Annotated in this window: 23 protein-coding genes and 1 tRNA gene; 15 read left to right on the forward strand and 9 right to left on the reverse strand. The window is 59.4% G+C overall.

All coding sequences use genetic code 11. The features are described 5' to 3' along the window. The coding region (locus E4U03_RS00005) for a DUF4245 domain-containing protein (RefSeq protein ID WP_135010952.1) at positions 1 to 683 on the reverse strand (683 nt) is incomplete at its 3' end. A 188-nt stretch (positions 684 to 871) separates the two neighbouring features. Between E4U03_RS00005 and glpX the strand changes: the two genes are divergently transcribed. Then, a complete protein-coding gene (gene glpX / locus E4U03_RS00010) occupies positions 872 to 1,867 on the forward strand; it encodes a class II fructose-bisphosphatase (protein WP_135010953.1) in 996 nt (331 codons plus the stop codon). A 142-nt stretch (positions 1,868 to 2,009) separates the two neighbouring features. Here the strand turns inward: glpX and E4U03_RS00015 are convergent, their stop codons facing one another. The 4 genes from E4U03_RS00015 to E4U03_RS00030 form a co-directional block, all read right to left on the reverse strand. Then, on the reverse strand, positions 2,010 to 3,029 hold the full coding sequence (locus E4U03_RS00015; RefSeq protein WP_135010954.1) for a lipid II:glycine glycyltransferase FemX: 1,020 nt from the start codon (positions 3,027 to 3,029) through the stop codon (positions 2,010 to 2,012). Positions 3,030 to 3,065: 36 nt separating this feature from the next. Next, positions 3,066 to 4,628: an LCP family protein gene (locus tag E4U03_RS00020; RefSeq protein ID WP_135010955.1), complete on the reverse strand. Its 1,563-nt coding sequence runs from the start codon at positions 4,626 to 4,628 to the stop codon at positions 3,066 to 3,068. A gap of 156 nt (positions 4,629 to 4,784) precedes the next feature. After that, positions 4,785 to 5,423 (reverse strand): 5-(carboxyamino)imidazole ribonucleotide mutase, encoded by a 639-nt coding sequence (gene purE / locus E4U03_RS00025; protein ID WP_135010956.1) that lies wholly within the window; start codon positions 5,421 to 5,423, stop codon positions 4,785 to 4,787. A gap of 71 nt (positions 5,424 to 5,494) precedes the next feature. Then, complete coding sequence (locus E4U03_RS00030) at positions 5,495 to 6,676, reverse strand: 5-(carboxyamino)imidazole ribonucleotide synthase (protein WP_194210363.1); 1,182 nt, start codon at positions 6,674 to 6,676, stop codon at positions 5,495 to 5,497. 287 nt (positions 6,677 to 6,963) lie between these two features. Here E4U03_RS00030 and E4U03_RS00035 point away from each other — a divergent pair, with 287 nt between their 5' ends. Next, on the forward strand, positions 6,964 to 7,539 hold the full coding sequence (locus E4U03_RS00035; RefSeq protein WP_135010958.1) for a GtrA family protein: 576 nt from the start codon (positions 6,964 to 6,966) through the stop codon (positions 7,537 to 7,539). Here the strand turns inward: E4U03_RS00035 and E4U03_RS00040 are convergent. Continuing rightward, positions 7,487 to 8,239 (reverse strand): TIGR03089 family protein, encoded by a 753-nt coding sequence (locus E4U03_RS00040; protein ID WP_135010959.1) that lies wholly within the window; start codon positions 8,237 to 8,239, stop codon positions 7,487 to 7,489. The genes E4U03_RS00035 and E4U03_RS00040 overlap by 53 nt on opposite strands. 214 nt (positions 8,240 to 8,453) lie before the next feature. On the opposite strand from E4U03_RS00040, the gene E4U03_RS13505 reads away from it, so the two are divergent. From E4U03_RS13505 to E4U03_RS13280, 4 genes are all read left to right on the forward strand, one after another. Beyond that, a complete protein-coding gene (locus E4U03_RS13505) occupies positions 8,454 to 8,927 on the forward strand; it encodes a WhiB family transcriptional regulator (protein WP_228065644.1) in 474 nt (157 codons plus the stop codon). A gap of 18 nt (positions 8,928 to 8,945) precedes the next feature. Further along, positions 8,946 to 9,209 (forward strand): DUF3499 domain-containing protein, encoded by a 264-nt coding sequence (locus E4U03_RS00050; RefSeq protein ID WP_135010960.1) that lies wholly within the window; start codon positions 8,946 to 8,948, stop codon positions 9,207 to 9,209. Positions 9,210 to 9,352: 143 nt separating this feature from the next. Further along, on the forward strand, positions 9,353 to 10,591 hold the full coding sequence (locus E4U03_RS00055) for a L,D-transpeptidase (RefSeq protein ID WP_135010961.1): 1,239 nt from the start codon (positions 9,353 to 9,355) through the stop codon (positions 10,589 to 10,591). Positions 10,592 to 10,726: 135 nt separating this feature from the next. Beyond that, positions 10,727 to 11,749 carry a TIGR01906 family membrane protein gene (locus tag E4U03_RS13280; protein ID WP_245207622.1) on the forward strand — a complete coding sequence of 341 codons (1,023 nt, stop codon included), beginning with the start codon at positions 10,727 to 10,729 and terminating at the stop codon, positions 11,747 to 11,749. A 4-nt stretch (positions 11,750 to 11,753) separates the two neighbouring features. Here the strand turns inward: E4U03_RS13280 and E4U03_RS00065 are convergent, their stop codons facing one another. After that, positions 11,754 to 13,361, reverse strand: coding sequence for a dolichyl-phosphate-mannose--protein mannosyltransferase (locus tag E4U03_RS00065; protein WP_135010962.1), 1,608 nt, complete (start codon positions 13,359 to 13,361; stop codon positions 11,754 to 11,756). A gap of 88 nt (positions 13,362 to 13,449) precedes the next feature. Here E4U03_RS00065 and rsmI point away from each other — a divergent pair, with 88 nt between their 5' ends. Together rsmI and E4U03_RS00075 are read left to right on the forward strand one after the other, a co-directional pair. Continuing rightward, a complete protein-coding gene (rsmI, locus tag E4U03_RS00070) occupies positions 13,450 to 14,334 on the forward strand; it encodes a 16S rRNA (cytidine(1402)-2'-O)-methyltransferase (protein ID WP_135010963.1) in 885 nt (294 codons plus the stop codon). A 4-nt stretch (positions 14,335 to 14,338) separates the two neighbouring features. Further along, complete coding sequence (locus E4U03_RS00075; RefSeq protein WP_135010964.1) at positions 14,339 to 15,415, forward strand: TatD family hydrolase; 1,077 nt, start codon at positions 14,339 to 14,341, stop codon at positions 15,413 to 15,415. Here E4U03_RS00075 and E4U03_RS00080 read toward each other — a convergent pair. Then, positions 15,369 to 16,613, reverse strand: coding sequence for a glycosyltransferase 87 family protein (locus E4U03_RS00080; protein ID WP_135010965.1), 1,245 nt, complete (start codon positions 16,611 to 16,613; stop codon positions 15,369 to 15,371). The two genes, E4U03_RS00075 and E4U03_RS00080, sit on opposite strands and share 47 nt — an antisense overlap. Before the next feature lie 105 nt (positions 16,614 to 16,718). On the opposite strand from E4U03_RS00080, the gene rsmA reads away from it, so the two are divergent. Beyond that, a complete protein-coding gene (gene rsmA / locus E4U03_RS00085) occupies positions 16,719 to 17,627 on the forward strand; it encodes a 16S rRNA (adenine(1518)-N(6)/adenine(1519)-N(6))-dimethyltransferase RsmA (protein ID WP_245207623.1) in 909 nt (302 codons plus the stop codon). Continuing rightward, the gene (locus E4U03_RS00090; RefSeq protein WP_135010967.1) at positions 17,624 to 18,538 is read left to right on the forward strand and encodes a 4-diphosphocytidyl-2C-methyl-D-erythritol kinase; all 915 of its coding nucleotides are present in this window, start codon (positions 17,624 to 17,626) and stop codon (positions 18,536 to 18,538) included. The genes rsmA and E4U03_RS00090 overlap by 4 nt, the downstream gene beginning before the upstream one ends. A 47-nt stretch (positions 18,539 to 18,585) precedes the next feature. On the opposite strand, the gene E4U03_RS00095 is transcribed toward E4U03_RS00090, so the two are convergent. Next, the gene (locus E4U03_RS00095) at positions 18,586 to 20,412 is read right to left on the reverse strand and encodes an ABC-F family ATP-binding cassette domain-containing protein (protein WP_135010968.1); all 1,827 of its coding nucleotides are present in this window, start codon (positions 20,410 to 20,412) and stop codon (positions 18,586 to 18,588) included. A 173-nt stretch (positions 20,413 to 20,585) separates the two neighbouring features. Between E4U03_RS00095 and E4U03_RS00100 the strand changes: the two genes are divergently transcribed. The 5 genes from E4U03_RS00100 to E4U03_RS00120 all read left to right on the forward strand — a co-directional run bounded on the left by E4U03_RS00100 (position 20,586) and on the right by E4U03_RS00120 (position 25,417). Beyond that, the gene (locus E4U03_RS00100) at positions 20,586 to 21,176 is read left to right on the forward strand and encodes a hypothetical protein (protein WP_135010969.1); all 591 of its coding nucleotides are present in this window, start codon (positions 20,586 to 20,588) and stop codon (positions 21,174 to 21,176) included. Between the two features lie 108 nt (positions 21,177 to 21,284). Next, a tRNA-Gln gene (locus E4U03_RS00105) sits at positions 21,285 to 21,356 on the forward strand. A gap of 64 nt (positions 21,357 to 21,420) precedes the next feature. Then, complete coding sequence (gene glmU / locus E4U03_RS00110; RefSeq protein WP_135010970.1) at positions 21,421 to 22,896, forward strand: bifunctional UDP-N-acetylglucosamine diphosphorylase/glucosamine-1-phosphate N-acetyltransferase GlmU; 1,476 nt, start codon at positions 21,421 to 21,423, stop codon at positions 22,894 to 22,896. A 5-nt stretch (positions 22,897 to 22,901) separates the two neighbouring features. Next, positions 22,902 to 23,885: a ribose-phosphate diphosphokinase gene (locus E4U03_RS00115; protein ID WP_135010971.1), complete on the forward strand. Its 984-nt coding sequence runs from the start codon at positions 22,902 to 22,904 to the stop codon at positions 23,883 to 23,885. Between the two features lie 80 nt (positions 23,886 to 23,965). Then, on the forward strand, positions 23,966 to 25,417 hold the full coding sequence (locus E4U03_RS00120; protein ID WP_167752204.1) for a lipopolysaccharide biosynthesis protein: 1,452 nt from the start codon (positions 23,966 to 23,968) through the stop codon (positions 25,415 to 25,417). The last annotated feature ends 89 nt before the right edge of the window (positions 25,418 to 25,506 follow it).

Consider the following 25,506-nt stretch of genomic DNA (forward strand, 5'->3'; position numbering starts at 1 on the left):
CTTGAGGGGGTGGGGGAGGCGGTAGAGGCGGGGGCTGCCATGTATGTGACAGTAGCTTCAGCCAGGGCCTGGAACTCGGCTGCCTCGGCTTCACCCTTGAGGATGACGGTGGTTCCGTCCACCTCACCGATATAGAAGGTGGTGACCTTGCTCTTGTCGTCAGCGTCCACGAGAGAGCGCACCTCCCAGTCCACCCCCCAAGCCTGCACTGTGGCCTCGGGCACGGCCTGCCCTACGGTCTGGGCAACCCAGGTGGGGTTGGTGTTGGTGGCCTGAATGAGCTCGATGAAGTCGTTGGAGGGGGTGACCTGGCCGGTGGACCAGTAGTTGATGCCGTCTGCCTGGCCGGTGTTCCAGCGGGCGTAGTTGTAGTGCCAACCTTCCTGCTCGGCGGCTGCAACCGGGTAGCCTGCCTGGGCGCTGGCCTCGTAGGCAATCACTGGGAGGTCAACGGTGGGTCGGTAGGGGTTTTTGTTGGGCTGCGGCATCAGCCAGATGACCGGCAGCAGCAAGAGCACCATGACGATCATCGAAATCACCATATTGTGGGCGGGCGCATTGATGCGGCGGGCCTGCTTTTCGGTAATTTGCGGGACTACCTGCTCGGTGGCGTCCGGGGCCTGGGTTTCAGGGGCGGACGCCTGGGGTAGGGGCTGGTTGCTGGGGTTAGTCGATGAAGTCACGCCTTCTATTCTGGTCTAAAGGGGGCGCCCTGTGCCACTTGCGAGCGAGAATTGCCGGCGTCATCTGTGTCAAGTAGGGGCGCACCGGCCCGTAACACGGCGGGGAAGCGAGTAGTCTAGAGGGTGGAGGCTGAGCGCCCCGCGCAGGGAGCCAGCTGGCACTGTTAGAAGCTACTCGAAGGTGAGTCATGTCAAACGTAAGTAACGAAGATCGTAACCTGGCGCTGGAACTGGTGCGCGCAACTGAGGCTGCTGCTATTGCCTCGGGCCCGCTGGTGGGTGCAGGCGATAAGAACATGGCCGATGGTGCTGCTGTCGATGCCATGCGCGCCCGCCTCAAGACCGTTCACTTTAACGGCACCGTGGTGATTGGTGAGGGCGAGAAGGACGAGGCTCCCATGCTTTTCAACGGGGAGCAGGTGGGCGACGGCTCAGGAGCTAAGTTCGATGTTGCTGTTGACCCTATCGACGGTACCCGCCTGACCGCTCTGGGTATGGATAACGCCCTCTCTGTCATTGCGGTAGCTGAAGGCGGCACCATGTTTGACCCTTCCGCTGTTTTCTACATGGAGAAGCTGGTTACCGGCCCCGAGGCGGCTGACCTGGTCGATTTGCGCCTGCCGGTCAAGCAGAACCTGCACCTGGTTGCTAAGGCTAAGGGCACCAGCATTAACCAGCTCACTGTCTGCGTACTGGATCGCCCCCGCCACGCCAAGCTCGTTGAAGAGATTCGCGCAACCGGTGCTCGTACCCGAATGATTCTTGACGGCGATGTGGCTGGTGCTATTGCTGCCTGCCGTGAGGGCACCGGCGTGGATTTGATGATGGGCACCGGCGGTACTCCCGAGGGCATTGTGGCTGCCTGCGCTATCAAGGCCACCGGCGGCATTATCCAGGGTCGCCTTGCTCCTATCGATGATGCTGAACGCCAGAAGGCCCTGGACGCTGGCCATGACCTGGACGCCGTGCTGACCACCGACGAACTGGTCACCACCGATAATTGCTTCTTTGCCGCAACCGGCATCACCGACGGTAAGCTTCTGCGCGGTGTGCGTTACGGCCGCGACACCGTCACCACCCAGTCCCTGGTCATGCGCTCGAAGTCAGGCACCGTGCGCCTGATTGAGGCCGAGCACAAGCTCTCCCGCTACTCGGCAATGATTGCCGGGACTCTGAATCGTTAGAACTCTAGAGCAGATTTAGGTTCGGATACTAGAGATTGAGCAGGTCTTCTCGAAAGCCGACTGGCTGGGGCTGGCATGAATTGGGCGAGCGCCCAGCGCGAGCCCAAGAAGGTTAGTCGGCGAAGGGAAGACTTGCTCAATCTTATTTACCGATACGCGCGCGAACCTTGCCGACGGCGTCCTTGGCCTTTGGGAGCAGGGTGCCGGTGGCGAACTTCTTGCCCTGGGCTAGGGCTTCGCGGCCTGCGCGGATGCCCTGGTAGGCCTTGTAGCCAGCGGTTGAGACGGGTAAGTCCCAGGTGCCGGGGTAGGCTACCGAGGTGCCGCCGAAGGACTTCTTGAACTTGGTGAAGCCCGCCCACTCGTGGTTGGGGTCGTCGTTGGGGGCGATGCCGAAGAGGTCCATGTAGGTTAGGCCCTTTTCTTTGGCGTCCAGGATGATGGTGGAGAGCAGGGGGTTGCCGACCTTGAGTTTGCGGTGCCCATAGGAGGTGGCGGTGTGGGCGTAGACGCGGGTGTCGTCTGAATCGTAGATGAGGGAGGCGCCGATAGGCTCGCCGTCTACCTTGGCGATGAAGAGGGTGGCGGCATCGGCGGGCATGAGGACCTGGGCGACGCGGGTGAGGTAGTCGTCCTGCTGGCGGTTGAAGCCTGCGCGACCGGCGGTTTCGTCGAGGTACTTGAGCAGAATCTTGATATCTGCGGGGTCCTGGGATTTCTCGAAGGTTACGCCCTTTTTGTGGATGTTGCGGTGCAGGTTGCGGTTGCTTGAGCCGATGTTTTTGAGTAGCTCTTCTTCGGTCAGTGTCAGGTCGATGATTTGGGTGTGGCCGGGCTGTACCTGGCGGGGTGAGAGGGTGAAGCCGCGGGCTGCGAGGAAGGCTTCGCCGCTTTGGGCGCCCCAGATTGCATCATTGATGGGCTCAACGCGGATGAACCAGCACTTGTTGTCGGCTGCTACGCGCTTCATATCTGCGATGGCTGCGTCGAAGGCGGCGGCGTTGCCGGCCTCGGGCCCGTAGGGGGCGTAGAGGTAGCGGCCGGTGGAGCCGCCTTCGAGGGTGGCCATGTATTGCCAGCCTTCACCTTTGCCGCGGAAGACCTGGTGGCCGTTGGCTTCTTGGAGCTGGGCCCAAATATCTGACTGCAGAATTGTACTCATGGGCACCAGCTTACCGCTTTGCTGCTGGCCGTGGGGTTAGGGGACGGAGCAGGTGCCGTTCTCGCTGAGTTCTGAGGTGAGTTGTGCGCGGTAGGCGGCGGTTTCGATCACGTCGAGGCCGGAGGAGACAGATGCTGCTGGGCTGGTGCTTGCGGCGGCAGTGGCGGCAGTGGGTTGGATGCCTGAGGCTGAGTCTGCAATGACCTGCTGGACTGCGGTGTGGAGCTGGTCGAAGTCGGGGTAGGTGGGGAAGAGAGTGTCGAAGTAGGGTGGGCCCGCTGCGAACTGGATTAGGTCGTAGTTTTTGGATTTGAGGGCAACATCACCGAGGGCTGCGAGGCCGCTTTGGGGGATGTTGGTTTCGATGACCTGTTCGCCGGCGGCGGTGATGTCTGCGAATTTGGTGAGCACGTTGGCGGGGTCGAGCTGCTTGAGCATGGCTGCCTGTACGCAGCGCTGGCGGGCCTGACGGTCGTAGTCTGAGGCCCCTTCGCGGGAGCGGGCGTACCAGAGGGCGTGGAAGCCGTCGAGGTGCTGTACACCGGGTTCGATGTAGCCGTCGATGGGGTTGGGTAGGCCGGTGATTTCGTCGGTGCCGCCGCCGATGGGGACGTAGCCGCCTACGTCGATGGTGATGCCGCCCAGGGCGTCGATGAGCTGTTCGAAGCCCGACATGTCGATGAGGATGTAGTTCTCGACGGTGATGCCGAGGACGCCTGAGACGGCATCCATGGTTGCTTCTGCGCCGGGGTCGTCGGAGCCGGGGTAGAGGTCAGCGTAGTCGGCGGTGACGGTGGGGTAGAGGGCGTTGAGGATGCATTCGTCCCCGCAGTTGAAGCCTTCTGGGTAGACGTCCCAGAGGGGGGAGCCGTCTTCAAAGATGGCGTTTTGTAGGTTGCGGGGTACTGAGATGGTGATGGCCTGGCCGGTGGTGGCGTCGATGGATACCACGGTCATGGAGTCGGGGCGGCGACCCACGCGGTCGGCGCCGGCGTCCCCGCCCATGAGTAGGATGTTGTAGCGGCCGTCCTGTTCTTTGATGGGGGTGCCGCCGGCGAAGATGTTGCCGAGTGCACCGCGCCCCACCCAGGTGATGTAGGCGGCGTAGCCTAGCCCGCCGCCGGTGAGGGCGATGCAGGCGACCAGGGCCAGGGTAACCAGGGGCTTGGAGCGGCCTTCGAGCAGGCCCGGCCGAATGGCGCGCAGGGTTGCTAGGAAGAGGTAGACCCAGCCGATAGCTAGGCCGAGGAGGGCAAGAACCACAAGTAGCAGCACCCAGGTGTTGGTGACTAGGGAAAGTACCAGGGTGCGGCGAATCATCCAGAGCAGTAGGAGAGCCAGTACAAGGCCCCAGACGGTAAAGGTGACCTTCAGGGCTCGACGGCCCAGGGTTTTCTGCCCGGTTAGTAGCTGGGCAGAGCCCGGGAAGAAGAGGGTGAGCAGGAGCAGGAGCCAGGCCCGGCGGGTACGGACGGAGGCCGATGCCGCTTCGGGGTGCCGCAGCGGGTCGGTGTAGGTGGGGTCTACCAGGTGCTGGCCTCGCCCCCTGATACCCGTGATCGGGGCCGCGGAGCGTGGGCGCTTGCGCTCACCGGACATGTGTTTGCCTCCCTGGCGTGGTGGGGCCTGAAAAATAACCGAGTGTGGTTGAGTAGCTTGAAATCTACTCAACCACACTACTGAAAGAAGCTGGATGCTCCCGGGGTGGTCTTCCTGAACTTGCCGAAGGGGCAGGCCGGAGTGCCCGGTATCGGGTTAGGGAGCGTAGGGGGTCTTCTGCTGGCCGTCTTGCTCGTTGTTGTGGGCCGGGGCTGGTGCCGCCTGGGTGGGGCGGGGTGCGGCGTCCTCATCGAGTTCTGCCTTGTGCTCTTCGACCTTGGCGCGCAGGGCTGCGCCCTTGTCCATGGCGGTCTGGCGCAGGGAGGTGGCAAAGTCTACGAGGTCGGCCCGTACCTGGCGGGCAAAGTCGTCGCTGCCTGAACCCAGCATACGCAGGGCTAGCAGGCCGGCGTTGCGGGCGCCGTCGATGGAGACGGTTGCGACGGGCACACCGGCAGGCATCTGCACGATGGACAGGAGGGAGTCCATGCCGTCAAGGGACTTGAGCTTGACCGGCACACCGATGACGGGCAGGGGGGTAACAGAGGCCAGCATGCCGGGTAGGTGGGCTGCGCCGCCGGCACCGGCAATGATGACGCGGATGCCGCGGTCTGCTGCTTCACGCCCGTAGGCAATCATGTCTTCGGGCATGCGGTGGGCTGAGACCACGTCTGCCTCGTAGGGGATGCCGAATTCTTCGAGGACTTCAGCGGCTGCTTCCATGACCGGCCAGTCTGAGTCTGAGCCCATCACGATGCCGACAATGGGGTTATTGGAGTCGTAGGGGGAGGTCATCTTGCTCCTTGAAGGTAGGGGTGGTGCGGACGCCCGCCCCACCTGGGTAGGGCCGGGCTGGGCCTGCGGAGTTAGGGGGTAGAAGGGCCGTCGGTGAGCAGGGAGGCTGCCGCGGTGGCCTGCTGGCGGAGGGTGGCGAGCTCGTCTGCGGGGCCGGTCATATTGATGTGCCCAATCTTGCGGCCGGGCTTGACTGCCTTGCCGTAGTAGTGGACCTTGGCGGCCGGGTAGTCTTCCATGAGCTGCGGGTAGACACCGAAGATATCGTCGTTGGTGCCACCCAAGAAATTCTTCATCAAGGCAACCTCTCCCTTGATTCCGGTGCTACCCAGAGGGTAGTTAGCAACGGCCCGCAGGTGCTGCTCAAACTGGCTGGTGACCGAGCCGTCCTGGGTCCAGTGTCCGGAGTTGTGGGGGCGCATGGCGAATTCGTTAATGAGGAAACCCGCCTCAGAGCCGGGAACTTCAAAGAGTTCAGCGGCCATCACACCGGTGACGCCCAACTCGGTTGCAACCTTAAGGGCGGCTGCCTGGGCAGCTTCTGCTACCTCAGGGGAGATACCGGGGGCAGGGGCAATGACTTCGTCGCAGACCGAATTCACCTGAGTGGACTCAGCTATGGGCCAGGCCATAATCTGCCCAGAATCACGGCGGGCTGCCAGGGCAGAGAGCTCGCGGGTAAAGGGAACCTTTTCCTCTACCAAAAGCGCTGAAAAATCGGTGCGGGCAGGCAGCTGCTCAAACCAGGGCGCTGACTTCTCGCGGGCATCCTGCTCATCATCAAGCACCATCACGCCCTTGCCGTCATAGCCACCGCGCGGTGTTTTGAGGACGACCGGCCAGCCGCCCTCATTGCCAAAGGAGAGGAGCTCATCCAGGGTGCGTACTTCGGCCCAGCGGGGGTTGGGCAGGCCCAAGCGGTCAACGGCCTTGCGCATCTCAATCTTGTCCTGGGCATAGACTAGGGCAGCGGGGCGGGGCTGAACATTGACGCCCTCATCCATCAGCCGCTGTAGAAAATCAGTGGGAACATGCTCATGATCGAAAGTGAGCACATCAACCTCGCGGGCAAAAGCTGCCAGCGTATCGTAATCGTGGTAATCACCCACCGGAGCGAAAGGCACCGCCCGGCGGGCACAGACGTCTTCACTCTCAGCCAGAATACGAAGGTCAAAGCCAAGCTCGGTAGCGGCGGGCGCCATCATACGCGCCAGCTGACCGCCACCCACAACACCAATTTTTGGTCCAGTCATAGGGTAAGTCACATTCACTAGGCTACCTGGGTGGACGGTGCTTGTAAAAGCCCCAGCTATATGCTGAACAGGCACCGCCATACCGGGCTATCTCCCAGGTAATGCTCCGCTATCTGTGAGCAAAACACTACCCCGGTAAGCGGGGTGGCAGCAGGGCCGCGCCTGTACTATGTGAACAGAATAAGACCTGCTCCCCAGTTCAGTTCGGTGCGTTGAGACGTTCCTTGCCGAACTCATATCAGTTCCCGCCGGGAGGGGCCCGCACCATACGACGAGGGAGAGAAACTATGAGCGCACTCAAACAGCGTCTAGAGACCCTGTGGCACAGTCACGGCCGGGAGATAGCCCAGTTCCTGAGCGTCGGTGGCCTGGCCTTCATCATTAACTCGGCGGTGACCTGGTCGCTCATGCACTCTATCTTTTCCGACGGGCACGCCAAGGCCAAGGTCGTAGCCGGCATTGTTGCCACCATCTTCTCCTGGGTAGCAAACCGTCTGTGGGCCTTCCGCGAAAAACGCACCGGCAACAAGGTGCGCGAGGCTATCGAATTCGGCATCGTCAACGCCATCGGCATCGGTGTTGAGGCCTCCTGCGTGCTCTTTAGCGTCTATGTACTGGGTCTAACCAGCCCGCGGGCCTCCTTCATCTCGGGCACCATCATTGGCACCATCTTGGGCACCATCGTGCGCTACTTCCTCTACAAGTTCTGGGTCTTCTCGCAGAGCAAGAGCCACAGCGACGATAAGACCGCCGAAGAAAAGCGGGCCGAGCTGATCGAAGAGGCCACCAAGATTATGACCGGCTCCCTGCCTATCGTTGAGAAGGCAGAGACCGGGCCCGTTCGTCGCCCAAAACTCGACTAAGACGGCTCTGTTCCCAGGTCACTGCCGGGTCGAGAACCAGAGCTGCCCGGCCTGAAGCCATGACCGCCAGGGCCTGCTCTAGGTAAGCGGCATCGAAGTGCTCCCCCGGAACCTGGAGGGCGGCTACCTCAGGCTCGTGTTTAGCACCCAGGGCTCTAGCCTGCTCGGTGAGCTGCTCCATCAGCTGGCCATAGCTGGTGCCCTCCCATGCCTGGTCCTCTGCTGCTGGGGCAGTCCAGCCCGTATAGACGTCGGGGTGGTACCTCACCTCAGCAGCATAATCAAGCACCTCAGATGGTAGCTGCCCCATAAACCGGGGCGCCAGCGGCTCAGCGGCGACAGCCAGCAGATACTCTGCCCCGGCCCCCTCTAGCTCTGCCGTATCAAAGGCGGCGCGGACGTCCGCCCCCGCCTGCTGTCCCCAGGCCAGGGTTGCCCCGACCCGCAGGCTAGCTGCCGCCAAAACCAGCGACCGCCAGTGCAGGCGCTGGGGGAGCGCTAGTAGGGAGCCGGGCTCAACCTCGCACTCATCCACCAAAAAATTAGCGGTCTTTGCAACCCAGTTGTCAAAAACCCGGCCCGAAAGCTCAATCCGCTCACCGGGAGTCGAATACCAGAGCAGGGCAGGGGACTGGCGCTGAGCCAAAAGAGCCATGAACTGCGGAAAAGAAGAACCGACCTGGGAAAATGAAGCTGTCATGCTCCCTACTCTAAGGCACCGCCCGCCCCGCAGCCAGAGAGCCCCCGCTGCACCAAATGCATATACCACAGAGAAACGCAAATTTTTGTGAGAGAATCTCGTGTGAAGAAGATTTTTTTAATCCCAGCTTGACGAACGGGCCGTTACACGCGTGTAATTAGGTGCAGGGAAATTTTTTATTCTGTCCTCTGTTTGGGATATGAAAGGGAAGAATATGGGCCTCCACAGCCGCCTACCTCAGGGCGCTGCAGGGCGCACGCCTGATGTGGCCCAGTACCACACTATGCACTCTGCCCAGTACTTAGAAGACCAGGCTACCGCTTTGCTCGACGCCGCAGCCCCCAAAAGCCGCGGCCGCGCAAACTCACTCGCCAGCAGCTCAGCTACCGACATGTTCTCCACAGACTCCGACGCCCTCTCCCTCTGGCAGCAGGCCGCCGGCATCTACAGCACAGACGGTGACGACGGCGAACTCTCCTGGCAGGCAGATGCCCTCTGCGCCCAGACCGACCCCGAGGCCTTCTTCCCTGAAAAGGGCGGATCAACCCGCGACGCTAAGCGAGTATGCAGCGAATGCCCCGTTCGTGAAGCCTGCCTAGAATACGCCATGGAAAACGACGAGCGCTTCGGTATCTGGGGCGGCTTATCAGAGCGTGAACGCCGCCGCCTCCGCAAGCAAGCTATCTAAGAAAGAAGGGCTTGATTCATGGCAATCACCCGCCAGTGCTCACGCCAAACCTGCCAGCGTGAGGCTATTTTCACGCTCACCTACGCCTACGCCCAGTCAACCGCTGTGATTGGCCCCCTCTCCGTGCACCGGGAGCCCCACGCCTACGACCTATGCGAATTCCACGCCGACCGACTCACCGCCCCGCAGGGGTGGGACGTCGTGCGCCTGGACGCTCCCGCCACCAGCCCCGCGGCAGAAAAGCAGACGGACGCGTCCTACCCGCCCCTGCGCTCAGTCTAAAACCTGAGCCCGCGCAACCCGTTGGCCTTCCGCCAACGGGTTTTCTTGTAGCCGCTATATCAAAAACAACCCCCATCCGATAAACTTTGACGAGCACACAACACACTCGCGCCCACAGTACGTGATATAAGGAAGATAAGTTCGTGGTCAACCCCATCAACGCAGCCAACCGAGACGCCTTTACCCGCCGGTCCTTCGTAGCCGTCGGAGCCCTGGGCACCGTGACCCTGGCAGCCTGCTCCACCTCAGAGAGCACCACCGCCAGCAGCGCGAGTGCTACCGCAAGCGCCACCCCCAGCCCCACTGCCAAGTTCTCCGGCACTGTAGAGGTTTACCCCGCCCTCGACGAGGTAGAAATCAACCCCATCGAGACCGTCACCGTCACCACCACTGACTCGACCCTCACCAAGGTCACCGTCACCACCGCAAAGGGCGAAGAGCTCGCCGGCGAACTGGCAGCAGATGGCAAGAGCTGGGCCTCCACCGACCGCATGCTCTTCCACAGCGATTACACCGTAGAGTGGGAAGCCGAAGATGCTGCAGGCACCGCGGGTACCGGTGAAAGCACCTTCTCTACCGTCTCAGCCGCCTACGAAGTAGACACCCTCATGAACTTCGACGAGGGCGCTACCTACGGCATCGGTAAAATCATCCAGTTCAACTTCTCCGAGCCAATTCTGAACAAGGCTGAGGTAGAAAAGCGTATTACCATCAAGGGCGGCGGCGACCAGGCCGGTAAGTTCCGCTGGTACAGCGACTACATGGTGCGCTACCGCCCCGAAGACAAGTGGGCCACCAACTCCACCATCTCCGTTACCGTCGATATTTTCGGCCTTGACGTGGGCAACGGCATGATTGGCAACCACACCACCACCCGCACCTTCAAGACCTGGAACAAGCGCTACGCTTTTGCAGACAACAACACCAAGACCATCAAGATGTACGTTGATGATGTCATGGTGCGCGAAGCCTACATCACCCTGGGCAACTCTGACTGGCCCTCAGTTGTTGGCCAGCTGGTCATCATGGAAAAGGCCGAGAGCTACTATTTCAACCCCGGCTCCCTCGACCTAAAAGAAAACGATACCCACTACTACGAACCCTTCTGGGCCTCCTGGACCTCCCGCCTGACCTCCGGCGGCGTATTCGTGCACCAGGCCCTGCCCTCAGCCTGGTCTTCGGTAGGCCGTGTGAACGTCTCCCACGGCTGCATCGGTATGCTGCCCGATGACGCTAAGTTCTTCTACAACACCTTCGGCGTAGGCGATGTGGTGGAGACCGTTAACACCGGCTACCCCCAGGCTGACCCCGATGACGGCTACGGTGACTGGAACATCCCCTTCGCCAACTACCACGACTCAAGCTGGAAGGGTAACTGGTAAGACCAGAGCCTGACCGGCACAGACTGAGAAATCCCCGCCCCTAGCACCGCCCTGGTGCCCGGGCGGGAGTTTTTGGTTTCTAGCGCGTAGAATACACAGGCAGACGCATCCTAGACACCCGGGAGGAAACCCGCCGTGGCCCAGCAGCCCGACCAGAACCAGGAGTGGAAGAAACTCAGCCCCGCCGTCACCCCGCCTAAGGCCGATAGCCTACTGTCGGCCCGCAGGGCTGAGCGCGGTATTCAGACTCCGGCTCCTACCGCCCATGAGGTAGGCGGCACCAGCCCGTCGGCAGAGCAGACCGGTGCGGACGCTCCCTCCGAGGCCACTCCCTGGATCGCCCCCCTGGCCGCGGTGGCAGTCCCCGAAGGTAGCGAATCCGCCCCCGAAACTACCCCGGCTGCAGAACGCGCCGAAGCCCGCGAAGTCGCGGTAGACGACACGCCCCGCCTGCTGGGGCTGCGCCGGGCCCTCATCGCCCTGGCCGTTCCTGTGCTCACCATCATGCTAGCCGTCCGTGCGGTCGCCAGCCCCGCCTTCCTCTGGCTCGAATACCACCGCACCGGCTTCCCAACAGACAGCTATGGCTTCGATACTCAAGAAAGACTGCGTCTGGGCTCCTACGGGCTGGATTATATCTTGAACTTTGCCCCCCACACCTACCTGGCCGATATCACCACTGGCAGCAAAGCTGCCTTTCTCGCCAGCGAAGTTGAGCACATGACCGACGTCAAGCGGGTCATGCTAATCAGTATGACCTTTGCCATCCTCATGCTGGTGCTGGCCCTGCTCTCAGCCCGAACCCTGCGCCTGCGGACCCCGGGCGTCCTGCGCTCCTCGCTCTTCACAGGCGCCTGGCTCACCCTAGCCCTGCTCATCGGTCTGGGCGTTGCCGGCGCTATCGGCTGGGAAACCTTCTTCACCGCCTTCCACGAGGTCTTCTTCCCCCAGGGCAACTGGCAGTTCCGCATGAGCGATACCCTCATTCGTCTCTACCCGCCCCAGTTCTGGGTGGACGCTGCCGCCACCGCAAGTGCCCTTACCCTCCTCATCACGGTTGCCGTCCTCGCCATGACCTGGCCTACCCGCTACCGCAAGCAGCTAGCCCTCAAGCGCCGGGCAGAGCGTCAGGAGCTCAAAGACCTCCTGACCAAGTAAGCCCCTAAATCCAGGCGTCAAACCACATGCGCTCGCGCCACTCGGTGTAGGGGACGGTCTGGGCTGTCCAAATAGGCCAGTAGTAGATAGAGACTAACAGCGCGAAGACCACAAAGAGCCCTACCACCAGTAGCCCTGCCCGGCGGCGGCGTACGCTGTCGCCGGGGCGTCCTAGCGCCAGCCCCAAAATACCTGCCAGCATAAGAATCAGGTAGGGCTCGAAGGAGAGAGCGTAGAAGAAGAACATGGTGCGCTCGGGGTAGGCAAACCAGGGGAAATAGCCCACCGCGAAGACCGCGAAAAGGGCCGCAAAACGCCAGTCGCGGCGCAGCAGCACAATGAGCAGGGACAGGGCCGCAACGATGATGAAGGACCACCAGATGAGCGGGTTGCCGATATTCAGCACCGCCTCAGAGCAGGAGTCAACCGCACAGCCGTTAACCCCCAGGTCAGGGGATTCATAGTAGTAGCTGGTGGGGCGACCCAAAATCAGCCACTGCCAGGCCGGGGACTCGTAGGTGTGGGGGGAATCCAACCCCGAATGGAAGGCATAGGCAGAGCGGTGGTACTCCCACAGCGAGCGCAGAGATTCTGGCAACCAGAGAAGGCCCTCGCCGGGGTGCTCTGCTGCCCAGTTACGGTCGTAGGCGGAGTCTGAGAGGAACCAGCCGGTCCAGGTCGCCAGGTAGGTGAGCAAGCCGGTGCCGATGAGGGCGAAGAAGGCAAGGACGCCGTCGCGCAGGAAGCCCGCGACATACCAGCGGCGGATGCCAGCAATGCGGCGGGCGTTAGCGTCCCAGAAGACCGTGAGCAGGCCGAAGATAGCGATGAAGAAGAGGGCGTTCCATTTGACGCCGACCGCCAGCCCCGCGCAGATACCGGCGATGAACCGCCAGTAGCGGAAGCCTAGCCAGGGGCCGTAAAGCATAAAGTCGTCGGTGGGGGCACCCTTGTGCTCGCGGGCGTGGGCTGCGATTCGGGCAGCAAGCTGGCGCCTGCCCTGGTAACGGTCAAGCAGTAGGACCACGAAGGTGGCCAGCAGCCAGAACATGAGGAAGATATCGAGCAGGGCAAAACGGGACTGCACAAAGTGCAGGCCGTCGATAGAAATCAGCAGGCCGGCAAGGGTTGCTACCGTCACTGAGCGGAAGAGCAGCCAACCAGCCAGCATGACTAGACCTACCGACAGGGTGCCGGTGAGTGCTGCGGCAAAGCGCCAGCCGAAGGGGTTATCGTCACCAAAAATGGCCATGCCGAAGGCAATCATCCACTTACCAACCGGCGGGTGAACCACATATTCGGCGGTTTCAAGGATGCCTGATGGGGCTCCGGCAACGAAAGTCTCGTTGGCTGTATCAGACCAGTTGCGCTCATACCCAAAGTGCAGCAGGGAATAGGCGTCTTTAGCGTAGTAGGTTTCGTCAAAGACGATGGCGTTAGGGTTAGCCAGGTTTACAAAACGCATGAGCCCGGCCAGTATCAGCACAAGGAGGGGCGCCACCCAGCCGTAGCGGGGCAGCGGTACCGCTGTTACAGCTAGCCGCGCCCGGAGGGCTGATTCGGTGAAAGCGTCTTTGAGGGTCAGGACGGCAGAGGTTGGGTTAGATGTCACCCTAGCTATGCTACCCGGGGCAGCAGAATCGTGCGCGGATGCGGAGCACCGAACCCCACAGGGCGTAAAAGTAGTAGGGTTTAACCCTATGGAATCCTCCTCTCATACCACGCCCGCTGCGCCGGCCGAAGGCGGCGCCCTCATCCTTGGCGGAACCCCCATTGGCAACCTAGCCGATGCCTCCCCGCGCCTGCGCGAGGCGCTCGCGTCCGCCGACGTCCTCGCTGTTGAAGACAGCCGCACCCTGCGTAAACTAGCCGCCGGGCTAGGCGTCACCACCCGGGGGCGGGTGCTGGTCAACCACGACCACAACGAGGCTGACCGTGCCGGGCAGATTGTTGAGGCTGTGGCAGCCGGGCAGACTGTGCTGCTCATGTCGGACGCCGGTATGCCCGCTGTCTCCGACCCCGGCTATGTCGCAGCCGCTGCCGTAGCCAACGCTGGCCTGATTGTCACCGCCCTGCCGGGGCCCTCAGCCGTCGTCACCGCGATTGCTGTTTCCGGCCTGCCCTCGGGGCGTTTCACTTTTGAGGGCTTCCTCGCCCGTAAGGGCTCCGACCGTACCCGGCGCCTGGCCGCGCTCGCTAGCGAAGAGCGCACTATGGTCTTCCACGAGTCCCCCCACCGGCTGCCTGCGACCCTGCACGATTTTGCCGAAGCCTTCGGGGCAGAGCGTCGCGCCGCTGTCTGCCGGGAACTGACCAAGCTGCATGAAGAGGTTGCCCGCGGCAGCCTGCAAGAGCTCATTACCTGGGCCGAATCTAAGCAGATCAGGGGCGAAATCGCCATCGTGGTGGAGGGCGCCGCCGAACCCGAGGCTGAAGAGGCAGAGAACCTGACCGACCTCGTTCTGGAGCTTGTGGCCGGTGGCATCCGTCTGAAAGCCGCCTGCGCCCAGGTCGCCGAAGCTCACGGGGTGTCTAAGCGCGACCTCTACCAGGCAACCCTGGCCGTCAAAGATTCAGAAAGCTAAACCTATGTGTACCGACCACACCCTGACCAACGCCGAACTCCGAGAACTTGCCGAGCGCTTTGCCTCCTACCTGCCCAGTGAGGCCGAGCAGACCGCCACCATCTTTGAGACCCCAGAGCCGATTCTGGAGGGCGAAGTACCCCCGGCCTACCAGGCTGACCGCTATAGCACCGCGGGCGAGCCCAGCGGGGAGGGAACCCGCCGCCGCGGCGAGAAGGGGGAGGACGGACGCCGCCGCAACCTGGTCTTCCCGCCTGCTCCCGCGCCCCTGCCCTACGCCATCGTCGATAACCACACCCACATGGACCTGCTCGACGGTGAGGTCGCCGTCACCGCCCGCGACGCCCTCGATACCGGCGAAGCTCTGGGCATCGGTGCGATTGTGCAGGTGGGGTGTGATGTTCCCAGCTCTCTCTATGCTGTGCGCGCTGCCCAGGCTGATTCCCGCGTCCTGGCCGCTGTGGCTCTGCACCCTAACGAAGCTCCCAAGCTGGCAGAAGCTGGCCAGCTAGAGGCAGCCCTGGCCGCTATCGATGCGCTGGCAGCTGACCCGCGCGTCCGTGCCGTGGGCGAGACCGGCCTGGACTACTTCCGCACCGGTGAGGAGGGGAAGGAAGCCCAGGAGGAGTCCTTCCGCGCCCATATCCGTATGGCGAAGAAGCACGGTAAGGCCGTGCAGATTCACGACCGCGACGCGCACGAGGACGTCGTCCGCATTCTGCTCGATGAGGGCGCGCCCGAGACCGTGATTTTCCACTGCTACTCCGGCGGGCCTGACCTGGCTGAAATCTGTAACGAGCAGGGCTGGTACATGAGCTTTGCTGGCACCGTGACCTTCAAGAACTCGCACGGTATTCAGGAGTCCCTGAGGCTAGCCCGCCGGGAGTTGATTCTGGCTGAGACCGACGCGCCCTTCCTGACCCCCCACCCCTTCCGGGGGCGTCCTAATGCCAGCTACATGACCAACTACACCGTCCGCTTTATGGCCGGCCATCTGGGTGCCGACCTTGAAGAGCTTTGCCGGGATATCCGAGCTAACTCCCTGGCAGCTTACGGGAGCTGGGGGATTGAGGGCTTCTAGCCCCTAGAGCCAGGTAGGCGACCGCCCAGGCAACCGGCAGGGCATGTAAGAGAGCAAGGTGCTCGGGCCACTCGTTGCCGCCCCAGTCGTGCCCGCCAAACCAGACCGCAAAGGGCATGGCAAAGATGAGCACACCGGTGGCGGCCAGGTAGAGGTAGCCGGTGTGCGCGGTGCGCCAGCCGTAGAGGGCCGCGAAGACCAAGAAGGTGACGAACCAGACCCAATGGTGGGTCCAGGAGATGGGGGAGAGCAGCAGCCCCAGCGCCGCAACGCAGGAGGCTGCCCCCAGGTAGGCGCCGCGGACGTCCTGCCCGGCGAGCCTGCGCACGGCCAGGTAGGTGAGCACCGCCGACCCCAGGGCGGTGATGGCAAAAAGGACGCCGGTGAGCCAGGAGGGGAAGAGCATAGCCCAGGTGCCGAGCAGGTTATAGTTCAGCGCCCCGGTAATTGACCCCACGCGGGAGGATTCAAAGATTTTCTCGGTGAAGTATTCGCGGGCTACCTCGAAATCCACGGCGAAGCTCAGCAGGATAGATGCGAGGCCGGTGCCCACGAACCGGGCCAGGGACTTCCAATCGCGGGTGGCGATGAAGAGCAGCCCGAAGATAGCCGGGGTGAGCTTGATGCAGGCGGTGAGGGCAATCAGCACCCCGTGCCAGCGGGTGTTCTTGAGGTAGATGACGTCGGTGAGAATCAGCAGTACCAAAAAGAGGTTGATCTGCCCCAGTTCCATGTTGAAGCTGATAGGGAAGAACTTGAGTAGTAGGGGAGTGAGCCAGAGCCCGGCAGCTAGGGCGGGGCGCTTGCCTACCCCCATACCCCGGCAGGAGAGGTAGACCAGGGCCACCAGCGCGGCAATGTTGAGCAGCAGGAATATAGGCCCTGCGGTATCTGCACTGGTGAGCAGCACAAAGGGGGTGAAAACTAGGGCAGCAAAGGGCGGGTAGGTGAACCCGTAGATTTCTTCGGGCGGCAGAGCCCAATTGTAGAGCTGGCCGGTTTCTAGCCAGTGGGCAACCCCGCCGTAGTAGACCTGTAAGTCGAAGAATTCCCGAGCCACCATTTTTTCGTCCCAGAGGAAGGGGTAGGCGCTGATGAGGGTCAGCGCCAGGGCAGTGACTAGGGCGGGTGTGCTGGTGAGCGCTCGGGTAAGGGCGGCAATGGGCGGACGCTGGTGGGCGGCAGGTGCTACAGGCATGGGGTTCCCGGGGTTGGGTGGCTTGGTACGAGCAGTAATTCTACCGGGGGTGTTCTGGGAGTAAGGAAACCTATGTGCATATACAGACCCGGTAGACTAGAGACCGTGACTGAACAGCAATCTCCCGCGCCCGATGCCCTGTTGGGCCCCCAAGAAATTCGTGACCTGGCAGCTCAGCTCGGCATCCGTCCCACTAAGACCCTGGGGCAGAACTTCGTGATTGATCCCAATACGATTCGTCGTATTATCGCTGCCGCCGATATTAGCCCCGATGAGACGGTGGTTGAGGTCGGCCCGGGCCTGGGATCCCTTACCCTGGGTATTTTGGACGCTGCCCGCGACATGATTGCTGTTGAGATTGACCCGCCCCTGGCTGAGCAGTTGCCCGCTACTATCGCCAAGTTCCGCCCCGGCTCAGAAGACCGTATCGACGTGGTGCTCTCCGATGCTATGAAGGTCACTGAGCTGCCGCGCACCCCGTCCGCCCTGGTCGCCAATCTGCCCTACAACGTGGCGGTGCCGGTGCTCCTGCATATGTTCGCGACCTTCCCCTCGATTGAGCACGCTCTGGTCATGGTTCAGGACGAGGTCGCCGACCGCCTCTCGGCTAAGCCCGGTTCAAAGATTTACGGGGTACCCTCGGTCAAGGCCAACTGGTTTGCCGAAGTGTCTAAGGCCGGTGTTATCGGCACCAATGTTTTCTGGCCTGCCCCCAAAATCAAGTCGGGTCTAGTGGCTTTTAAACGTCGCCCCGAGCTACTGTCTGACCTGCCTCGTGAAGAGGTCTTTGCCATTGTCGATGCCGCCTTTGCCCAGCGCCGTAAGACCCTGCGGGCCGCCCTCGCCGGCTGGGCTGGTTCTGCTGCCCGCGCCGGTGAGATTCTTGAGGCTGCCGGTATTGACCCGCGGCTGCGCGGTGAGAAGCTCGATATTTTTGATTTCATCAAGATTGCCGAATCCGCCCGGCAGGTACCTGCCCCTGCCGACCAGAGCGGGGAGGGTGCGTCCGCATGACTCTGAGTGTTTCTGCTACCGCCCCCGGCAAGGTCAATCTGTATTTTGCGGTGGGGCCCCTGCGGGAGGACGGCTACCACGAGGTTGCCTCACTCTACGCCGCTACCGATGTGCTGGAGCTCGTGACGATTTCTTCGGCTCAAGAGCCGGGTATCGCTCAGTCTATGAGCGTTGCTGAGGGCTCTCCTGTGGCGGAGCAGGTTGTTGCCGGGGCTTTTGACCCGGCTGTGGTTCCGCTCGACGAATCTAACCTGGCCTATCGCGGCGCAGCAGCGGTGCTGGGGGAGTGCGGCCTGGAGCCCACGAACGTCGCTGTCCAGCTTCACATTGATAAGGCTGTGCCGGTTGCCGGTGGTATGGGCGGTGGTTCAGCCGACGCTGCTGCTGCCATGAAGGCGATGAATGACTACCTGGTACAGGCCGGTCTTGCTGCTGCGCCTCTTGGGCTTGAGCGCCTGTTGGGGTTGGCCGCTCCGCTGGGCGCAGATGTGCCTTTCGCCCTGTTGGGCGGCTTGGCTGTGGGTACCGGGGTGGGGGATAAGCTCACTCCGATTGAGGTACCTGAGGGTGTGGAGCCGCTGAGGTTCGGGTTTGTGCCCTCAACAGCTGGGTTATCGACCCCTGCGGTGTTTAGGGAGCTGGATGCCGGCCGGGCTGAGGGGCGCTACCCTGCTCCGGACGCCACCCTGCAGGTTTCGCAGGAGCTGTTAGACCTGCTGACCTCGGCCGAGCCGCTGCAGAGGCGCCTGTCGGCTATCGCCGGGCTTCTGCGCAACGACTTGGCTGCGCCTGCTGTTGCCTTGTTGCCTGAACTGGCAGAAACACTGAAACAGGCCGAAGCCCATCCCGAAACCGCCGCAAGTTTCGTATCGGGGTCGGGGCCTACCGTAGTGCGTATTTACAACACATAAGCGGTACAAAGACGGGGCAGATTATAGTTTCTATCTACCCCGTCTTTTTACGCAATTACTTCGCTGAGTTCTATCCAGCGCATTTCTAGTTCATCGATCTCATCCTGAATGCCCTGTTGCTCAGCAGAGAGAGCCGCCAAACCTTCATAGTCTGAAGGGTCGTGGCTGGCCATCTTCTCATCCAGCTTGGATTTTTGATCTGTCAGCTTAGCCAGCTTGCGGTCAATCTGGTTGATTTCCTTCTGGGCTGCCCGTACCTCAGATCCGCTAGCTTTAGCCGCCGAGCTGCTACCGGCGTCCTGCTTACCTAGAGGCGAAGAATCAACGGCCTTCGTCGACGGAGCGGCAGCTGCAGACGTCGAAAGCTGCAGATACTCGTCAACGCCACCCGGCAGATGCCTAAAAGTACCGTCAATCAATGCGTACTGCTGGTCGGTGACACGTTCCATTAGATAGCGGTCATGTGAAACCACCAGGAGCGTGCCGGGCCAGGTATCGAGAAGGTCCTCCATGGCCGCCAGCATGTCGGTGTCGAGATCGTTGGAAGGTTCGTCAAGAATAAGGACGTTGGGTTCATCCAACAGAATCAGCAGGAGCTGAAGACGGCGCTTCTGACCGCCTGACAGGTCTTTAACCGGGGTTGATAGCTGGGCTGACGTAAACCCTAGACGTTCTAGAAGCTGCCCCGGAGTCATCTCCTTACCGCCAGCTACATAAGAGGTGCGCTTGCGCCCAATGACATCTGATGCCCGGTCATTCTCGACCTCGCGTAGCTCATCGAGTTGCTGGGTCAGCGTAGCGACCTTTACAGTTTTCCCGTGCTTAACCCGCCCGCGGGTGGGCTGTACAGAGCCAGTCACAAGGCCTAGCAGTGTTGATTTACCTGCGCCGTTGACGCCCATGATGCCGGTACGCTCACCCGGGGCGATGCGCCAGGTAACCTTCTTCAGCACGTCCTTGGTCACGCCTGGCGTGCTGGCATCGGGGTAGCTGACATCGACGTCCTTAATATCCACGACGTCCTTACCCAGGCGAGACACAGCCATCTGCGACAGCTCCACCTTGTTGCGTACCGGCGGTACGTCGGCAATCAGAGCATTAGCAGCGTCAATGCGGAACTTGGGCTTGGACGTGCGTGCGGGGGCCCCGCGGCGCAGCCAGGCAAGTTCCTTACGCATGAGGTTCTGGCGTTTTGCCTCGGTGGCAGCAGCCTGGCGGTCGCGCTCAACGCGCTGCAGAATGTAGGCAGCGTATCCGCCTTCAAAGGGTTCTACGATGCCGTCGTGAACTTCCCAGGTGTCGGTACAAATTTCGTCGAGGAACCAGCGGTCGTGGGTGACGGTTAATAGGCCACCCGCGTTCTTGGACCAGCGGGTTTTGAGATGGTTAGCAAGCCAGGTAATAGCCTCAACATCGAGATGGTTGGTGGGCTCGTCGAGCATGAGGACGTCCCAGTCACCTGCCAGCAGAGTGGCAAGGGCAACGCGGCGGCGCTGGCCGCCAGAGAGAGAAGAGACGGACGCATTCCAGTCGAGGTCCGACACCAGCCCCGAAATGACGTCGCGAATCTTAGAATCTGAAGCCCACTCGTATTCAGGTGTGTCACCGACAATAGCCTGGCCTACAGTGAGCGAATCATCGAGCATATCAGCCTGGTCAAGGAAGCCAATCCGGGTGCCGGATCGCACCGTGACCTTGCCTGAATCGGGGGTAAGCCGCCCGCCGAGAAGAGAGAGAAGGGTCGACTTACCGTCACCGTTACGGCCCACGATGCCGATGCGATCGCCTTCGTTCAGGCCAACCGTGATGCCCTCAAAAATGGTACGGGTAGGGAATTCAATATACAGGTCTTCGCCGCCAAGTAGATGTGCCACCCTTCTAGGCTACAAGGTAGGGGAGTTCTCTGTCAGCTATAGTGAATCTACTTTGCTACAACAAATGTAAATGTCTGTTAGGTTTAGTAGTTAGACAATTATCAGACAAGTAGAATGGGGAATTTCTGCAGTTCGCCTGGCTGACTTTTCTCAACTTTGTCACGGAGGTAGATATGGCGCTTTTTAACGTCGGAGCACTGCTTAAAAACAGGAATCCTGCTGCGCCTACAGAATCCGAAAGTCAGAAGCCTGGAAAGAAAATCCTATTTGTCTGTACAGGTAACATCGCACGCAGCGCTTCCGCTCAGTATCTATCTGAACATCTTCTACCATCTAGTTCTGAATGGGTTTTTGATAGCGCTGGAACCGGGGCAGTGGTCGGTTCTGGGGTAGCGCCCTTCATTGACGAGGAACTAAAAAGGCGAGGTGTCGAGTTCCAGAGTCACCAGGCAAAACAAATTACAGAATCCTTGCTTGCTGAGTCTGCTCTTGTTCTCGTAATGGAAAAAGAACATCGTGACTGGATTGTGCGTGAATGGCCTCAGTACCACTCTAGAGTTCACCTATTGAAGCAGATGGCCAGAGTTAAAGAAACTGCTGGACGTAGAGCAGACCCCATTGCTTTTATGCTTCACCATGACGATCCTCCGCAGGCCCGTGACCGGATCGCAGACCCCTACCGCAAGGGGCCGGACGCGGCCCGGCAAGCAGTTGCTGAAATTGAAGATGCTCTCACCAAGATCATTCCTTGGCTTGGTGCTTAGCTGGTGAAGGTAGCGAAACACTCATAGGCCATCATTTCGTTCTAGGCATGAGACTTGGTAATATCTAGATTCGTCCGTACTGCTTCGCTGAAGTAGACAGGACGATAATCCGCCATGGTGTAATTGGCAACACAGCGGCCTTTGGAGCCGTTATTCAAGGTTCGAGTCCTTGTGGCGGAGCTCAACACCCCCATCATTTCGCAATTAGTATTGGGGGACTCACTCGCCCAAGGAGTACCAACTAGTGACTGCTACTGCTTCAGTTCCGTCCGCTGTTATTGTTCTAGCCGCCGGAGCTGGAACCCGTATGAAGTCTTCTACCCCCAAGGTCATGCACCCCATCGGCGGGCGCTCCATGGTAGAGCACGCAGTAGCTGTGGCTCGTGAACTTACCCCCAAGAACCTGGCCGTTGTTGTGCGTCACCAGCGCGATAAGGTAGCTGCTCACGTCACCGCTTTTGACGCTGACGTCACTATTGTTGACCAGGACGAGGTTCCCGGTACCGGCCGTGCCGTTGAAGTTGGCCTGCTGGGGCTGGATGCTGAATCTGGAGAAGTCGAAGGTACCGTTGTGGTGACCTACGGTGACGTTCCTCTGCTGAAGACCGAGACTCTGCGCAAACTCATTGCCTTCCACGAAGAGGGCAAGAATGCTGTTACTGTTCTGACAACCCACATCGATGAGCCCGGGTCCTACGGCCGTATCGTCCGCAACGAAGCTGGCGAAGTAACCGCTATCGTGGAAGCCAAGGACGCTACCCCTGAGCAGCTTGCCATCACCGAGATTAACTCCGGTATTTATGCTTTTGACGCAAAGGTTCTGCGCGACTCGCTGACCCGTGTCACCACTAACAACGCCCAGGGCGAAAAGTACATCACCGACGTCCTTTCCATCGCCCGTGAGGACGGCTACCGCACCAGCGCTCTCGATATTGAGGACCGCTGGGAAGTTGAGGGTGCTAACGACCGTGTCCAGCTAGCCCAGCTGGGACGCAAGCTCAACGACCGTCTAACCCACGCGCACATGGTCGCAGGCGTCACTATTGTTGATCCTGAATCCACCTGGATTGACGTCACTGTAACTATCGAAAACGATGTAACCATTCTGCCCGGTACCCACCTGCGCGGCACCACCCACATCGCAACTGGCTCCGTCATCGGCCCCGATACCACTCTGACCAACGTCAAGGTAGGGGAGAACGTGACTATCTCCCGCACCGAGGGTTCTGACTCAGAAATCGCTGACGGCGCTACCGTTGGCCCCTTCGCTTACCTGCGCCCCGGTACCGAGCTTGGCCCCAAAGGCAAGATTGGCACCTTCGTTGAAACCAAGAACGCCAAAATTGGCGCCGGTTCAAAGCTGCCCCACCTCTCCTATGCAGGGGACGTAACCATCGGCGAAAATTCTAATATCGGTGCAGCATCAATCTTTGTGAACTACGACGGCGTGAATAAGCATCGCTCCACCGTAGGGAACAATGTCCGAATGGGGTCTGACAACATGTATGTCGCACCCGTACATATCGGAGATGGCGCGTATTCTGGAGCTGGAACCGTCATCCGCAAGGACGTCCCTGCAGGCGCCCTAGCAATTAACGAAGCCCCTCAGCGCAACATTGAACGCTGGGTCATTGAAAAGCGAGCCGGTACTGAAGCCGCAGAAGCAGCCCAAGCTGCACTGGATGCGGAATCAGCCAGCTCAGTTAAGGAAAGCGAATAGCAGTAATGACTGAGATTACGAATCCAGGCGAAAAGAAGATGGCGCTGGTCTCAGGCCGCGCCCACCCCGAACTCGCTGAACAGATTGCAGCGGAACTGGGGAACGAAGTTCTTCCTTCATCCGCCTACACCTTCGCGAACGGGGAAACCTACGTCCGTTTCGAGGATTCAGTGCGAGGGAAGGACGCTTTCGTAATCCAGTCCCACCCGGCACCGATTAACGACGCCATCATGGAACAGCTGATCATGATTGACTCCCTCAAACGTGCCTCAGCCCGTTCCATCACCGTGGTCTCCCCCTTCTACCCCTACGCCCGTCAGGATAAGAAGCACAAGGGCCGCGAACCCATCTCAGCCCGCCTGATTTCAGACCTCTACAAGACCGCCGGGGCCCACCGCCTCATGAGCGTTGACCTGCATACCGCTCAGATTCAGGGTTTCTTCGACGGCCCCGTTGACCACCTGATGGCTATCCCCCTGCTCGCTGAGTACGTAGCAAGCAAGGTCGATACCGATAACGTCACCGTGGTTTCACCCGACACCGGCCGTGTACGCGTTGCTGAACAGTGGGCTGAACTTCTTGGCGGCGCTCCGCTGGCTTTCGTCCACAAGACTCGCGATGTCAACGTGCCTAATCAGGCTGTTTCTAAGACCGTTGTGGGTGATATCGAGGGCCGCACCTGCGTGCTCATTGACGACATGATTGATACCGGTGGCACTATCGCCGGCGCCGTACGTGTACTCAAGGAGCACGGTGCTAAGGACGTCATCATCGCAGCTACCCATGCTGTTTTCTCGGACCCTGCTGCTGAACGTCTTGCTAACTGCGGGGCTAACGAAGTCGTTGTTACCAACACTCTGCCCCTCAAGCCCGAGCAGACTTTCGATAATCTGACTGTACTGTCAATTGCTCCCTTGCTAGCTCGTGCTATCAAGGAAGTCTTTGATGAAGGATCTGTCACTAGTTTATTTGATGGTAGAGCAAACTAGCATTCAGAAATACAAAGCTGACGCTGGGGTCATGCACTTAGTGCATGACCCCTCACTGTATCTATAGGAGGAGGGGGAGAATGGCTGAAAGAACTTTAGCTCAGAGAGGTGCACGTGGAGGGGCTAACGCTGTTGGCGGTCAGCTGGCGAAAATTGTCATTAATCTTGTTTCACTCGCAATTTTGGCAAGACTTATCAGTCCTGGAGAGTATGGGCTAGTTGCTATGGTTATGGCTGTAATGGCAATAGCTGATGTATTTAGAGATTTCGGTCTAACATCAGCTACCATCCAAGCAAAAACGATTTCGCCTCAGGAACGAAGTAATTTATGGTGGCTAAATACCACAATGGGAGCAGTAGTTGCTGTTGCTATAGCACTTCTTGCCCCTGTTGTTGCAGCAATATATAGCGATGATAGGCTGATTTTAATAACTCTTGTAATGTCACTAAATTTTGTTATTTCTGGGATGTCAACTCAGTATTTTGCAAACCTTCAGCGAGAGATCCAGTTTGGCAAGATTGCAGTGAATAATATTATTTCTAATATAATTGGATTGATTGCTGCAGTGATCATGGCTTTGAATGGATTTGGGGTCTGGTCTCTAGTATTTCAAGGATTAGTAATAGCTATCGCCAGCTTATTGATCTTTATTATTCAGACTAGGTGGATTCCCGGAGGCTACAATAGGTCAGTATCTATGCGTAGATTCTTGAATTTTGGGATGCCTCTCATGTTTTCTAATCTGCTAAACTATTTCTCAGGTTTAGTTGATGTTTATATGATTGGTCATGTTGCGGGGCCTGAGGTGCTTGGGTATTTCAACAGATCTTCTCAGGCTGTTCGCACGCCACTGAATAGTTTGAGGTCACCACTAAATAATGTTGCCTTTTCTACTTTGTCGAAAAAACAATCATCCAATGCAGAAATCGTTACTTCAATAGAAAAAGGTCAGATTCTTCTGGCCTACCCTCTAACCTTAATTGCAGGCGGCTTGGCAGCGGCATCCTCGTCACTGGTTGTCTTTTTTCTGGGTGAAAGTTGGCAAGCAGCTGCGCCATTTTTTGCTTGGATTGCGATTACCGAGGGGCTTAATTGCCTTGCGATGACAGCGGGATGGATTTTTCTTATTCGAGGCAAGTCTAAAGGACTTATGAATCTAACGATTTTCAGCTCGATTAATAGAACTATTTTTGTTATTGCAGGTGCTTTGGTGATGGGTCCGCTAGGAGCCGTGGTGGGGCAAGCAGTGGCTGTGATGATTCAATGGCCCTTGTCTTTGCTGTGGGTTCAGAGAGTAACGGGGGTATCCACTAAAGGTCTACTGGTTAACTCATATCGAATATTTGCTGTTGTATTATTCTCCACTGCATTAAATTATTATGTTCTTCAGGGGATGTCGGTGAATACAGTTGCCTCCATTGTTCTTGGCGTTGTGCTGCAATTGGTTCTTGCCGTAGCCTGTGCTGTCATTCCATCAGTGAGAAAGGATTATATATATATTATCAAATTTACAAAATCTTTGAAAAAATAGTAGATTCTCTGCCGGCAGAAATCAGTATAAATTATTTTTCGTTTCAAGATTTACGAGCCGTTGGATATTTTGGCGTAATTTTTGCTTTC

Source organism: Rothia nasimurium (assembly GCF_004569295.1).
GTDB classification, from domain to species: domain Bacteria; phylum Actinomycetota; class Actinomycetes; order Actinomycetales; family Micrococcaceae; genus Rothia; species Rothia nasimurium_B.